General features: G+C 70.9%; 12 protein-coding genes and 1 pseudogene. 10 read left to right on the top strand and 3 right to left on the bottom strand.

Translation table 11 applies throughout. The annotated features are described in order from the left end of the window. The first annotated feature begins 12 nt into the window (after window positions 1–12). On the top strand, window positions 13–681 hold the full coding sequence (locus tag ACHMXE_RS41900) for a cysteine hydrolase family protein (RefSeq protein WP_395349357.1): 669 nt from the start codon (window positions 13–15) through the stop codon (window positions 679–681). Beyond that, a pseudogene (locus ACHMXE_RS41895) lies at window positions 678–1,474 on the top strand (GntR family transcriptional regulator); the annotation flags it as partial. The gene ACHMXE_RS41900 and the pseudogene ACHMXE_RS41895, both read left to right, overlap by 4 nt. A gap of 332 nt (window positions 1,475–1,806) precedes the next feature. On the opposite strand, the gene ACHMXE_RS41890 reads toward ACHMXE_RS41895, so the two are convergent. Together ACHMXE_RS41890 and ACHMXE_RS41885 are read right to left on the bottom strand one after the other, a co-directional pair. Beyond that, entirely contained in the window at window positions 1,807–2,769 is a 963-nt protein-coding gene (locus ACHMXE_RS41890) for a tripartite tricarboxylate transporter substrate binding protein (RefSeq protein WP_395349356.1), read from the bottom strand. 34 nt (window positions 2,770–2,803) lie between these two features. After that, a complete protein-coding gene (locus tag ACHMXE_RS41885; RefSeq protein WP_395349355.1) occupies window positions 2,804–4,054 on the bottom strand; it encodes a flavin-dependent oxidoreductase in 1,251 nt (416 codons plus the stop codon). A 72-nt stretch (window positions 4,055–4,126) separates the two neighbouring features. On the opposite strand from ACHMXE_RS41885, the gene ACHMXE_RS41880 reads away from it, so the two are divergent. Then, window positions 4,127–5,026, top strand: a complete 900-nt coding sequence (locus ACHMXE_RS41880) for a LysR family transcriptional regulator (RefSeq protein WP_395349354.1) — start codon at window positions 4,127–4,129, stop codon at window positions 5,024–5,026. 229 nt (window positions 5,027–5,255) lie between these two features. On the opposite strand, the gene ACHMXE_RS41875 is transcribed toward ACHMXE_RS41880, so the two are convergent. Next, the gene (locus tag ACHMXE_RS41875) at window positions 5,256–6,161 is read right to left on the bottom strand and encodes a LysR family transcriptional regulator (protein WP_395349353.1); all 906 of its coding nucleotides are present in this window, start codon (window positions 6,159–6,161) and stop codon (window positions 5,256–5,258) included. A 156-nt stretch (window positions 6,162–6,317) separates the two neighbouring features. Between ACHMXE_RS41875 and ACHMXE_RS41870 the strand changes: the two genes are divergently transcribed. The 7 genes from ACHMXE_RS41870 to ACHMXE_RS41840 are packed head-to-tail and all read left to right on the top strand — an operon-like array spanning window position 6,318 to window position 13,346. Next, window positions 6,318–7,163 carry a cysteine hydrolase family protein gene (locus tag ACHMXE_RS41870; RefSeq protein ID WP_395349352.1) on the top strand — a complete coding sequence of 282 codons (846 nt, stop codon included), beginning with the start codon at window positions 6,318–6,320 and terminating at the stop codon, window positions 7,161–7,163. 1 nt (window position 7,164) lies between these two features. Beyond that, window positions 7,165–8,205 carry an ABC transporter substrate-binding protein gene (locus tag ACHMXE_RS41865; protein WP_395349351.1) on the top strand — a complete coding sequence of 347 codons (1,041 nt, stop codon included), beginning with the start codon at window positions 7,165–7,167 and terminating at the stop codon, window positions 8,203–8,205. Window positions 8,206–8,245: 40 nt separating this feature from the next. After that, the gene (locus ACHMXE_RS41860) at window positions 8,246–9,037 is read left to right on the top strand and encodes an SDR family NAD(P)-dependent oxidoreductase (protein WP_395349350.1); all 792 of its coding nucleotides are present in this window, start codon (window positions 8,246–8,248) and stop codon (window positions 9,035–9,037) included. Window positions 9,038–9,053: 16 nt separating this feature from the next. Further along, window positions 9,054–10,523 carry an allantoinase AllB gene (gene allB / locus ACHMXE_RS41855; protein ID WP_395349349.1) on the top strand — a complete coding sequence of 490 codons (1,470 nt, stop codon included), beginning with the start codon at window positions 9,054–9,056 and terminating at the stop codon, window positions 10,521–10,523. Continuing rightward, window positions 10,520–11,674: a ring-opening amidohydrolase gene (locus ACHMXE_RS41850; RefSeq protein WP_395349348.1), complete on the top strand. Its 1,155-nt coding sequence runs from the start codon at window positions 10,520–10,522 to the stop codon at window positions 11,672–11,674. The genes allB and ACHMXE_RS41850 overlap by 4 nt, the downstream gene beginning before the upstream one ends. A gap of 8 nt (window positions 11,675–11,682) precedes the next feature. Further along, complete coding sequence (locus ACHMXE_RS41845; RefSeq protein ID WP_395349347.1) at window positions 11,683–12,567, top strand: ABC transporter ATP-binding protein; 885 nt, start codon at window positions 11,683–11,685, stop codon at window positions 12,565–12,567. Further along, window positions 12,564–13,346 (top strand): ABC transporter permease, encoded by a 783-nt coding sequence (locus ACHMXE_RS41840; protein WP_395349346.1) that lies wholly within the window; start codon window positions 12,564–12,566, stop codon window positions 13,344–13,346. The genes ACHMXE_RS41845 and ACHMXE_RS41840 overlap by 4 nt, the downstream gene beginning before the upstream one ends. The last annotated feature ends 15 nt before the right edge of the window (window positions 13,347–13,361 follow it).

Below are 13,361 nucleotides of genomic sequence, written 5' to 3'. Positions count from 1 at the left end.
AGGACATCCAACATGCAGATCGCGCAGGCCCTGCCTTTCCCCTACGACTTCGACCCGAAGTCCACCGCGCTCGTGCTGATCGACATGCAGCGCGACTTCATCGAGCCCGGCGGCTTCGGCGAGACCCTGGGCAACGACGTCTCGCTGCTCGAGGCCATCGTGCCGGCCACGCAGCGCGTGCTCGCCGCCTGGCGCGCGGCCGGCGGGCTGGTCGTCCACACGCGCGAGGCGCACCGGCCCGATCTCTCGGACTGCCCGCCGGCCAAGCGCAACCGCGGCAATCCCACGCTGCGCATCGGCGACGAGGGGCCGATGGGTCGCATCCTCGTGGCCGGCGAGCCCGGCAACCAGATCATCGAGGCGCTCGCGCCCGTGGCCGGCGAGATCGTGATCGACAAGCCCGGCAAGGGGGCCTTCCACGCCACCGAGCTGCACGAACTGTTGCAGGCACGCGGCATCACCCACCTGCTGTTCGGCGGCGTCACCACCGAGGTCTGCGTGCAGACCAGCATGCGCGAGGCCAACGACCGCGGCTACGACAGCCTGCTGCTCGAGGACTGCACCGAGAGCTACTTCCCGGCCTTCAAGGCCGCCACCGTCGAGATGGTGCGCGCCCAGGGCGGCATCGTCGGCTGGACCGCGACCGGCGGCCAGCTCATCGAAGCGCTCGGCGGCGCATGAAGCGCGCCGCAGCGACTACCATTCGCCCCGTGTCGACCATCGCCCGTCCCCGCCCCGGCACCGAAGCCGCCGAACCCACCGCGCCCGCGTCCACGCCCGTGGCCGCCGACGCGGTCGTGTTCCGCACGCGCGCCGACGAGGTCTATGCGCAGCTCAAGCGCGACGTGGCCGAGTTCATCCTCGTGCCGGGCGACCGCTTCACCGAGAACGAGATCAGCGACCGCCTCGGCGTCTCGCGCACGCCGGTGCGCCAGGCGCTGTTCCGGCTGCAGCAGGAGGGCTTCGTCGAGGTGCTGTTCCGCAGCGGCTGGCGCGTGCTGCCCTTCGACTTCGAGCAGTTCGAGCAGCTCTACGACCTGCGCATGATCCTGGAGACATCGGCCGTGCACCGCCTGTGCGAGGCCGACCGCCGCGTCGACCGCAGCCTGCTCGACGAACTCGCGGCGATCTGGCTGGTGCCCGCCGCGCAGCGCAGCACCGACATGGCGCAGGTCGCGGCCTGGACGAGAACTTCCACTGCTCGCTGGTCGCTGCCGCGGGCAATGCCGAGATGGCGCGCGTGCATCGCGACGTCACCGACCGCATCCGCATCATCCGCCGCCTCGACTTCACGCAGCAGCCGCGCATCGACGCCACCTACGACGAGCACGCCAAGATCCTCAAGGCCGTGCGCGCCAACCGCGGCGACCAGGCCGCGATGCTGCTGCGCGCCCACATCGAGACCAGCCAGGCCGAGGTGCGCAAGATCACGCTGCACCAGGTGCATCTGGCGCGGCACGCGGGGGCGCGCGCCGCGCTGAGGGTATGTGCTCCTTCCCCCTCTGGGGGAAGGTCGGGATGGGGGCACCGGCCGGTCGACGAGGCCGCGACCCGATCCACCGCCGCATGCCCCCACCCCGGCCCTCCCCCAGCGGGGGAGGGAGCAAGACACCGGCTCAATCGGCCGTGATGTTCCCCTTCTTCACATCGCCGCCCGACGCTGCGCATCCGTCTGGGTATTTGCCCCTTCCCCTCTGGGGGAAGGTCGGGATGGGGGCACCGGACGGTCGACGAGGCCGCGACCCGATCCACCGCCGCATGCCCCCACCCCGGCCTCCCCCAGCGGGGAGGGAGCAAGACGCCGGCTCAATCCGCCGTGATGTTCCCCTTCTTCACCACCGCCGCCCAGCGCTGCGCATCCTTCTGGATCAGCGTGCCGAACTCCGCCGGCGTCGAGCTCGCGGGCACCATGCCCTGCGACTCGAAGGACTTCGCCACTTCGGGCGACTTCAGCACCGCGGCGATCTCCTTGTTGAGCCGCGCCACCACGTCGGCCGGCGTGCCCTTGGGCGCGAGCACGCCGTACCACATGTCGACGTTGTCGGCGGTCACGCCGGCCTCGGCCAGGGTGGGCACGTCGGGCAGTTGCGGCAGGCGCTGGCTGCTGCCGGTGGCGAGCGCCTTGAGCTTGCCGGCCTGGATGTGCTGCAGCGCCACGTGCACCGGCAGGAACATCGCGTCGATGCGCCCGCCGAGCAGGTCGGTGACGGCGCCCGCGGTGCCCTTGTAGGGCACGTGCAGCAGCTCGGTGCCGGTGCCCTGCATCAAGAGCGCCATCGACAGGTGGTGCGGCGTGCCGACACCGGGCGTGGCGTAGGTCAGCTGGCCCGGATGCGACTTGGCCGCGGCCACGAGCTGCGCGAGCGTGGTGGCCTTCTGCGTGTTCGGGTTGGTCACCAGCAGCAGCGTGCCCCAGGAGGTCAGCGACACCGGCGTGAAGTCGGCCACCGGGTCGTAGGCCAGCGTCTTGTAGAGGCTCCTGTTCATCACCAGCGTGTTGACCTGCACCATCAGCGTGTAGCCGTCGGGCTTGGCGCGCGCCACCTTCTCGCTGCCGATGTTGCCGCTGGCGCCGGCCACGTTCTCCACCACCACCGGCTGGCCCAGCGCCGCGGGCAGCCGCGCCGAGAGCTGGCGCGCGATCAGGTCGATGCCGGTGCCGGGCGTGTAGGGCACGACCAGCGTCACGGCCTGGTCGGGCCAGGCATGGGCGGCCATGGCGCTGGCGGCGGTGAGCAGGGTGGCGAGGGTCTTGGTCAGAAGGCGCATGGTGTCTCCGTGGGCATGTTCTTGTGGGACGGGTTCAAAGGTACGAGGCGCGCTGCTTGAGCGCGGCCGGGTCGTAGCCGGCCACGCGCTTGTAGTGATCCGAGATCGCCTGCAGCTCCTGCTGCGTCACGATCTCGTCGAGCCTGTCGAAGCGCTTGCCGCCCGAGCGCTCGAACACCTCGCGCAGGATGGTGTCGGGCGGGTTGCTGCGGTTGGTCAGCACCACCTCGGTGGTGGCCTTCACGCGCACTTGGTCGTAGCTCTCGAGCGCGGCCTGGCCGACGCCCTCGCGCTTCATCGCACCCGCGAGAAAACGCGCGTCGATGATCGCCTGGCCCGCGCCGTTGGAGCCGCGCGGCACCATCGGGTGCGCGGCGTCGCCCAGCAGCGTGAGGCGGCCGTGGGTCCAGCGCGGCAGCGGGTCCTGGTCGACCATCGGGTACTCGAGGATGGTGTCGGAGGCCTGGATCAGCGCCGGCACGTCGAGCCAGTCGAAGTGCCAGTCGGCGAAGGCGGGCAGGAAGTCCTCGAGCCGGCCGGCGCGGCTCCAGTCGCGCATCGCGGGCTGCGGCGCGTGGATCTCGGCCACCCAGTTCACGAGCTGGCGGCCCTGCGCGTCGATGTCGTTGCGGATCGGGTAGATCACCATCTTGCCGACCGTGAGCCAGCCCGCGCGCACCATGCTGCCGCCCGAAAGGAACGGCTGCCACGCGGCCGTGCCGCGCCACATGTTGATGCCCGAATAGCGCGGCGCGCCCTCGTCGGAATAGAGCTGCTTGCGCAGCGCCGAGTGGATGCCGTCGCAGCCGATCGCCACCGCGCCGCGCACCGGCGCGCGGCCGTCGGCGAAATGCACCGTCACGCCCGCGTCGTCCTGCTCGACGCCGGTGCAGCGGTAGCCGCAGCGCACGCTGTCGGGGCCGAGACGCTTCAGCGTCTCCTCGAGCAGCACGGTCTGCAGGTCGCCGCGGTGGATCGAGTATTGCGGCCAGTCGTAGCCCGCATGCCGGCCCGCGGGTTCGCGAAACACCAGCTGGCCGTGCTCGGTGAAGAACACCGCCTCCTGCGTGCGCACGCCGACCCGGTCGAGCGCCTCGAGCAGGCCCAGCTCGGACAGCTCGCGCACCGCGTGCGGCAGCAGGTTGATGCCCACGCCCAGCGGGCGCAGCTCGGGCACGGCCTCGTAGACGCGGCAGGCGATGCCGGCCTGGTGCAGGCTCAGCGCAAGGGTCAGGCCGCCGATGCCGGCGCCCAGGATGATGACTTCGTTGGATGCGGTGCTCATGGGGGCCGTATTGGGACCTGAAACGAGCCATAGGGGAAATTTAGATGTGATATGGATTTATCATGAATCCTTATGAACCTGAGCACGCGCCAGATGCGCGCCTTCCTGCAGGTGGCGCGCATCGGCAACTTCACGCGCGCGGCCGAGCAGGCGCACATCACCCAGGCCGGCCTGAGCATCCTGATCCGCGAGATGGAGAAGCAGCTCGGCTGCCGCCTGTTCGACCGCACCACGCGCATGGTGAGCCTCACGCCGGCCGGCCGGCGCCTGCTGCCGGTGGTGGAGCGGCTGCTGACCGACCTCGACGATGTGGCGGCCGAGCTCGGTGCCGAGGGCGACGCGGCGCGCCAGACCCTGCGCATCGCGGCCACGCCGCTGGTGTCGTCGCACCTGCTGCCCTGGGTCTTCGCGAGCTTTCGCGAGGCGCATCCGCAGGTCGCGCTGCGGCTGTTCGATGCCGACCTGCGCGACGTCGAGGCGATGGTGGAGGCGGGCGATGCCGACCTCGGCCTGGGCTTCTTCTTCAAGGCCGCGCCCGACCTCGACCGCACGCCCGTGGGCCGCTTCGAGCTGATGCGCGTGACGCAGGCCGCGGCCGACGGCGAGCCGGTCGGCAGCGCGCCCTGGTCGGCGCTGCGCGGCGCCGCGCTGATCGGCCTGCCGCCCGGCAACCCGATCCAGAAGGTGATCGACCGCCAGCTCGGCGAGATGGGCCTGGCCGACGCGCAGCGGCCCGCCTTCAACTTCTTCGGCACGCTGATCTCGATGGTCGAGGCCGGCTTCGGCACCGCCGTGATGCCCACCTTCGCGCTTGCGGCCTGCCGCCGCCACCGCGTGCAAACCGATGTGCTCGTGAAGCCGCGCGTGGGCATGGACTTCTTCCGCGTGACCAGGCGCGGCGCGCACGAGACCGAGGCGCTGCGGGCCTTCAGCGAGACTTTGGAGAGGGCGTTGCCGGCGTTGTCGCGTTAGGCTGCGAATACCAACAGCCGGACGCAGAGGACGCGAAGGTTTCGCGAAGGACGCGAAAAAGAAATCTCAAAAGGTGGGCTGCGCTTGAGCGGCCGGCGCGCTCCTCTGGAAACGATGCCCGACCCGGAGCGCGGAGGTCGTCCTAGCGCGACCCACATCATTTCGGCTGCTCTTTCGCGTCCTTCGCGAAACCTTCGCGTCCTCTGCGTCCGGCTGCCCGCTCCCGAAGTCAATCCAGCTCAGCCAGCCGCTTCCCCAGGAACTCCGCGAACGCATAGGCGATGACCGGCAGCTGCCGCCCGCGCAGGTTCGCGAGCACCAGCTCGCCGCGCGGGAAGCCGCGGTCCTCGATCTCGCGCACCACCACCTCGCGGTCGTCGGACAGCGCGCCGATCGCCATCTGGAACGAGATCGAGCGCCGGTCGTAGACGCAGCCGCGCAGGAACTCGAAGCTGTTGCTCTCCACCATCGCGTCGATGCGTGTCGAGCTGCGCGCGAGGAAGCGCTCGATCAGCTGGCGCCCGCCGGTGTCGCGGTTGGGCAGCACCACCGGGTACTCGGCGCAGTCGCGCAGCCGCACGCCGGTGGCCGACCCGGTGGCGATCGCGAGCGGATGGCGTGCATGCATCAGCGCCATGAGCCGCTGCTCGACCGAGGTCAGGCGCTCGATGTCGCTCTCGGGCGCGAGGTTGAACACCAGCGCGAGGTCGGTGCCGAAGCTGCGCAGCGCCTCGGCGGCCTGCACGTGGTCGCCGATGCGCACCTCGAAGGCCACCAGCGGATGGCTCCGGCGGAAGTCGTGGATCGCCGCGGGCAGGAAGCGCGGCGCCAGCGCCTGGCTCGCCACCACCCGCACCGTACCGCGGCGCAGCCCCTTGAGCTCCTCGATCTCGGAGCGCACGCGCTCGAGGTCGGCCGCGCGGCCGCGCACGTAGCGCATGAACAGCTCGCCCGCGGTGGTCAGCCGCATGCCGCGCGGCAACCGCTCGAAGATCGGCGTGCCGAGCTCCTCCTCGATGTCCTGGATGCGGCGGTTGACGGCCGAGGGCGCGACATGCAGCCGTTCGGCGGCTTGGCGGATCGAACCCGCGCGGGCGACCTCGTCGGCATAGCGCAGGAAGCGCAGGTGGTTCATGGCGGATCGTTGGCTGGAGGGATGTGGCCGCGACCGGTTGCACGATCCGGGCCAATGGCAGCCCCGGACGTGCGTTGCCGTTGCGGCAACGCAGGGTCCGCGAAACGGTATGGATTCGGAGCACCTTCTGGCACGGTGACTGCGTGGAGGTCGGGCATGAAACGCCCATCGCCGTCCCCACGCACCAAAGACGAACAGCCGGCGCGCTTCGGCCCCGCCGCGCACAACGCCTGGACGCTCGACGCGCAGGGCGTGAGCCTAGTGCGCGCACCAAGGCGGCCCGTTTCGGTGCGCATCGATGCGCAGCCGCAGCCGGTGCGCTTCGACCTCGCGCGCAGCGCGCTCGTGGTGGTCGACATGCAGAACGACTTCTGCCACCCCGAGGGCTGGTTCGCGCAGAAGGGCCTGGGCACGAAGGCCGCGCGCAAGCCCATTCCCGTCATCGCGCGCCTCTTGCCCACCTGGCGCGCTGCCGGCGGCGCGGTCGTGTGGCTCAACTGGGGCATCCGCGCCGATGCGCGCAACCTCAGCCCGACCATCCACTTCAAGGGCAAGCGCAGCGCCGACGGCGTGGGCTATGCCGAGCGTTCGCCGATCGACCGCGGCCCCTCGCTGGTGCGCGGCGAATGGGGCGCGCGCGTGGTCGACGAGCTCGAGGTCGCCGCCTCCGACATCACCGTGCACAAGCATCGCCTGAGCGGCTTCTGGGACAACGAGTTCGACAGCCTGCTGCGCCAGCAGGGCATCACCACCTTGCTGTTCGCGGGCATCAACACCGACCGCTGCGTGTTCTCCACGCTGCAGGACGCGGCCTTCCTCGGCTACGACTGCGTGCTGCTGAAGGACGCCCGCAACACGCCGTCGCCGGCCTACGTCACGCGCGGCATCCATTTCATCGTGCAGCAGCTGCACGGCTTCGTCGCCACGGCCGAAGCGCTGATGGCCTCGCTGCCGAAGCGTTCGCGCCGCACCGCATCCACCCCGTCCCACCAGGAGTCCTGACATGTCCCTCTTCCGCCGCCCCATGCCCGCGCTGCTCTCGGCCTGCGCGCTCGCGCTGGCCGCCACCGGCGCCGCCGCCCAGACCTCGGTCAAGATGGTCCTCAACTGGAAGTACGAAGGCGCGCAGGCCTGGTTCTTCACCGCGCAGGACAAGGGCTACTTCAAGGCCGAGGGCCTCGACGTCGAGATCGACCAGGGCGAGGGCTCGGCCGCCTCGATCCCGAAGGTGGCCGCGGGCGCCTACCAGGCCGGCTTCGGCGACGTCAACGCGCTGATCGACCTGGCCTCCAAGCGCCCGGCCGATGCGCCGGTGGCGGTCTACATGCTCTACAACACGCCGCCCTTCACGCTGGTGGTGAAGCAGGACAGCCCGATCCGCACGCCCAAGGACCTCGAGGGCAAGACCATCGGCGGCCCGGCCAACGACGGCGCGCTCAAGCTGTTCCCGGCCTTCGCGAAGATCGCCAACGTCGACCCCGCCAAGGTCAACATCACCAACATGGCGCCCAACCTGCGCGAGCAGATGTTGAGCCGCGGCCAGATCGACGCCGCCTTCGGCTACGTGACCACCGTGAGCTTCAGCGCCAAGGCCATGGGCCTCGATCCCGCGAAGGACCTGCGCTTCATCCGCTACGGCGACCACGGCATGGACCTCTATTCGAACGCCGTGTTCTTCTCGCGCGCCTTCGTGAAGGACAACCCGAAGGCGGTGCAGGGTTTCGTGAAGGCGCTCAACCGCGCGATCAAGGACGTGATCGCCGATCCCGATGCCGGCGTGGCCGCGGTGATGAAGCGCGAGCCGCTGCTCAAGCGCGAGGTCGAGAAGGAGAAGCTGCTCGCCACCCTGCGCAACGACATGAGCCATCCCGAGATCGCGCGCATCGGCCTGGGCGACATCGACGAGGCGCGCATGCAGCGCGGGATCGAGATCGTGGCCGATGCCAACAAGCTGCCGCGCAAGCCCACGGTGGCCGAGGTCTTCGACCGCGGCTTCCTGCCCGCGCGCGCCGAGCGGCCCTCGAGCCTGGACCGCCAGCCCTGAACCCCGCCACAACGACGAACGAACAGAGAAAGACACGAACATGGACCTGCAACTCAAGGACAAGGTGGCGCTCATCACCGGCCCCGCCAAGGGCATGGGGCGCGCCGTGACGCTGGCCTTCGCGCGCGAAGGCGCGAAGCTGGTGCTGGCCGGCCGCGACACCGCCGCCATCGAGCCCGTGGCTGCGGAAGCGCGCGCGCTCGGCGTGGCCGCCATCGTGGTGCCCTGCGACCTCACGAAGAGCGCCCAGACCGAGGCGCTGGCCGCGCATGCGCTCGAGGCCTTCGGCCGCATCGACATCCTGGTCAACGTGGCCGGCGGCTCGGGCCCGATCGGCAAGACCGGCTGGGAGACCACGAGCGAGGAGTTCGACGAGATCGTGCAGCTCAACATGACCGGCTGCTTCAACACCATGCACGCGGTGCTGCCCTCGATGATCGAGCGCAAGAGCGGCAAGGTGGTCAACGTCGGCGGCACCTTCGGCATGCGCGGGCGCGCCGGCCGGCTCGCCTACTCGGCCTCGAAGTGGGGGCTGCGCGGCATCACCAAGAGCTTCGCGCTCGAGGCCGGCCCGCACGGCATCAACGTCAACTGCGTCGCGCCGGGCATGGTCGACGGGCCGCGCTTTCGCGAGAAGGTGTGCGCCAACATGGCCGAGAAGCTGGGCATCACGCTCGAGGAGGCGATGACGCGCCACGCGGCCGACTACGCGCTGCGCCGCGTCTCCACCGACGCCGACGTGGCCAACGCCTGCCTGTTCATGGCCAGCGAGGTCTCGCGCCAGATCACCGGCGTCGACCTGCCGGTCGATGGCGGCTGGGCCATGCTCTGAACGCGAGGAACGAACCATGAAGGAAGTCGACCTCGTCATCCGCGGCGCCCAGGTGGTGTCGCCGGACCGCATCTTCGAAGCCGCCGTCGCGATCGCCGGCGAGCGCATCGTGGCCGTGGGCCACGACGACACCATGCCGAGCGCGCGCGAGGAGATGCGCGCCGACGGCCTGCACCTGTTGCCGGGCGCCATCGACAGCCACGTGCATTTCCGCGATCCCGGCTATCCGAACAAGGAGACCTGGAAGACCGGCTCGGCGGCCGCGGCGCTCGGCGGCGTGACCACCGTGTTCGAGATGCCCAACACCAACCCGCCGACCGGCACCGTCGAGGCGCTGCGCTTGAAGCAGAAGGCTGCCGAGTCCTCGTACGTGGACTTCGGCATCCACGGCCTGCTCGGCGACGACACCGTCGAGCGGCTCGAGGAACTGCTCGAGGCCGGCGTGACCAGCTTCAAGGCCTTCGTCGGCAACACCTTCGGCAACCTGCCCGCGCCCACCGACGGCGCGCTGCTCGAGGGCTTCGAGAAGCTCGCGCCGCTGGGCATCCGCACCGTGGTGCATGCCGAGAACTCCTCGATCCTGTTCCGGCGCCAGAAGAAGATGCAGGCGGCCGGGCGCATCGACGCGATGGCGCACCTGGCGGCGCGGCCCGCGGTGGCCGAGATCGAGGCCATCGGCCGCGTGCTCACCCTGGCCGAATGGACCGGCGCGCGCGTGCACATCGCGCACCACAGCGCGGCCGATTCGCTCTACCTGCTGCGCGCGGCGCGCGCGCGCGGCGTCGACGTGACGGCCGAGACCTGCCCGCAGTACCTGCTGCTCAACACCGACCACATGCGCACGCTCGGCGGCGTGATGCGGCTGAACCCGCCGATCCGCGAGCCGCGCCACAACCAGCCGCTGTGGGACGCGCTGCTCGACGGCACGCTCGACATGATCGCCACCGACCACGCGCCGCACGCGCCCGAGGAGAAGACGCGCGAGAGCATCTGGGACTGCGACTGCGGCTTCCCGGGCGTGGAGACGCAGATGCCGCTGATGCTGACCGAGGTCAACCGCGGCCGCGCCTCGCTGATGGACTACGTGCGCTGGAGCTCGGTCAACCCGGCCAAGGCCTGGGGCCTGTACGGCACCAAGGGCGTGATCGCGCCGGGCGCGCATGCCGACATCGCCTTCGTCGACATGAACCGCGCGGGCGTGCTGTCGCAGAACAAGCTGCAGAGCATCAGCAAGATCTCGCCGTGGAACGGTCGCGCGGTGCGCGGCTATCCGCTGCACACCCTGCTGCGCGGGCGCTTCGTGATGCGCGACGGCCGGCTGGTGGCCGAGGCCGCGGGCTGGGGCCGCTCGGTGAAAAGCGTGCAGCGCATGCCGGTGGCCAGGCCGCGCAACACCGAGCACTACAGCAGCGCGATCCTCGAGACGCCGCCGGGCGTGCCCGCGAATGCGGTGCCGGTGGGCGAGATCGACTGGAACGCGGCATGAGCGGTACTCGCATCCAGGAGGTGCGCGTCTGGCGCATCGCGTGCAGCGGGCCCGGCGACCTGCGCGGCGCGCGGGCACTGATCGAGGCGGGCGAGCTCGTGCCGTCCGAGATCGTCGCGGTGATGGGCAAGACCGAGGGCAACGGCTGCGTCAACGACTTCACGCGCGAGTACGCCTCCGCGGCCTGGTGCCAGCTGCTCGCGGGCGCGCTCGGCTGCACGCCCGAGGCCGTGCACCGCCAGGTGGCGCTCGTGATGTCGGGCGGCACCGAGGGCGTGCTCTCGCCGCACTTCACCGTGTTCGCGCGGCGCTGGCGCGAAGAGGCAGCGCCGGCGCATGGCGAGAAGCGGCTGGTGGTGGGCGTGGCGCACACGCGCGACTTCCTGCCCGAGGAGATGGGCCGCGCCGCGCAGATCGACGCCACCGCCGAGGCCGTGGCCGCGGCGATGCGCGACGCGGGCATCGACGGCACGCACGACGTGCACTTCGTGCAGGTCAAGTGCCCGCTCTTGACCTCGGCCAAGGTGGCGGCCGCGCTCGCGCGCGGTGCCGCGCCGGTCACGCACGACAGCTACGAGTCGATGGGCTACTCGCGCGGCGCCTCGGCGCTCGGCGTGGCGGTCGCGCTCGGCGAGGTGGCGCGTGCCGATATCGGCGACGCCAGCGTGCTGGCCGACTGGAGCGCCTACTCGGCGCGCGCCTCGGCCTCGGCCGGCATCGAGCTCGAGGGCAACGTGGTCATCGTGCTCGGCGAGGCGCGCGCCAGCGCCTCGGCGCTGCGCATCGCCCATGGCGTGATGCGCGACGCGATCGACGGCCACAGCGTGCGCGCGCTGCTGCGCGATGCCTTCGGCCTCGATGCCGAGCGCGATGCACAGGCCGTCTCGCGCCGGCTCGTGAACCTGCTCGCCAAGGCCGAGGCCAGCCCCGACGGCCGCGTGCGCGGCGAGCGCCACACCATGCTCAACGACTCCGACATCCACGCCACGCGCCATGCGCGCGCGGTGGTCGGCGGCGTGCTGGCCTCGCTGGCCGGCCACACCGCGCTCTATGTCTCGGGCGGCGCGGAGCACCAGGGGCCCGCGGGCGGCGGTCCGGTGGCCGCGATCGTGCGCGTCGAGGACGCGCACGCGTCCTCTCCTTCTTCCTGAAAGCGACCATGGAACGAGCCTTCATCCAACTGTCGGACGTGATGCTGCGCTACGGCGGCGGCACCATCGCGCTGGACCACACCACGCTGGGCATCGACAAGGGCGACTTCGTCGCGCTGGTCGGCCCCAGCGGCTGCGGCAAGTCGACCATCCTCAAGCTGGTGGCCGGGCTGCTGCGGCCCAGCGCCGGCGCGGTGATCGCGGGCGGGCGCGAGGTGGGCGCCGTGGGCGTGCGCACGCCCGCGGGCAGCCATGCCTCGGCCGCGCCGCGGCTGCGCATCGGCCTCGCGTTCCAGAACCCGACCATGCTGCCCTGGCTCACGATCCGCGAGAACGTGATGATCCCGCTGAAGATCGTCGAGCCGTTTCGCCAGGACTACCGGCGCAAGAAACGCGGCGAGTACGCCGAGCGCGCCGACGCGCTGCTGGCCCAGGTCGGCCTGAAGGGCTTCGGCGACAAGCGGCCCTGGCAGCTCTCGGGCGGCATGCTGCAGCGCGCCTCGCTGTGCCGCGCGCTGGTGCATGAGCCCGAGCTGCTGCTGCTCGACGAGCCCTTCGGCGCGCTCGACCAGTTCACGCGCGAGGAGCTGTGGGACATCATGCAGTCGCTGTGGATCGCGCGCCGGCCCACGGTGCTGCTGGTGACGCACGACCTGCGCGAGTCGGCCTACCTGGCCAACCGCATCTGCGTGATGAGCGCGCGGCCGGGCCGCATCCTCGAGACGCGCGACGTCGGCTTCGCGCGGCCGCGCACGCTCGAGAGCAGCTATGCGAGCGAGTTCGCGGCGCTGGTGCAGCAGCTGCGCATGCGCATCGCGCAGGCGCGCCGCGGTGGCGACGCGGTGCCCGAGGCCGCGGCGGCCGAACCGCTGGTGGCGGAGGTGGCGGCATGAGCGCGATCTCCCCCGTGCTGCGCCAGCGCCTGTTGTCGACCGGCGCGCTGCTCGGCTTCTTCGTGCTGTGGGAGCTGGCCTGCCTGGCCGGCGGCATCTCCGACCTCGTGCTGCCGCGGCCGAGCCAGATCGCCCATGTGCTGCTCGAGAAGATGCCGCTCTTGTGGCCGCACACCGTGCAGACGCTCTACACCACGCTCGCGGGCTTCGTGCTGGGCGTGGCCGCGGGCGTATTGATCGGCGTGGCCATCGGCTCCTCGAAGCTGGCCTACGACGTGACCTATCCGCTGCTGGTGGGCTTCTCGAGCATTCCGAAGGTGGCGGTGGTGCCGCTGTTCGTGGTGTGGTTCGGGGCCGGCACCGTGCCCGCGATCCTGACCTCGATGGTGATCAGCATCTTCCCGGTGGTGGTCAACGTGGCCACCGGCCTCGCGAGCACCGAGCCCGAGCTCGAGGACGTGCTGCGCGTGCTCGGCGCGCGCAAGCGCGACATCCTCTGGAACGTGGGCCTGCCGCGCACGCTGCCCTACCTGTTCGCCTCGCTCAAGATCGCGATCACGTTGGCCTTCGTGGGCACGGTGCTCAGCGAGACCGTGGCGTCCAACAAGGGCATCGGCACCGTGATGATGATCGCCAGCGGCAACTTCGACGTGCCGATGGTGTTCGCGGGCCTGTTCCTGCTCGCGGCGATGGGCGTGCTGCTGTATGCGGTGTCGGCCCTCGTCGAACGGCGCATGACGGGCTGGGCCCAGCGCAAGACCGACATGGCCATGGCCTGACTCCCCCACGACGAG

Origin of the sequence: Variovorax sp. UC122_21 (assembly GCF_044056785.1) — a bacterium.
In the GTDB taxonomy this organism is placed as follows: domain Bacteria; phylum Pseudomonadota; class Gammaproteobacteria; order Burkholderiales; family Burkholderiaceae_C; genus Variovorax.
Note: the sequence above shows the minus strand (reverse complement) of the source record. Positions and strands in the feature narration are given on the sequence as shown.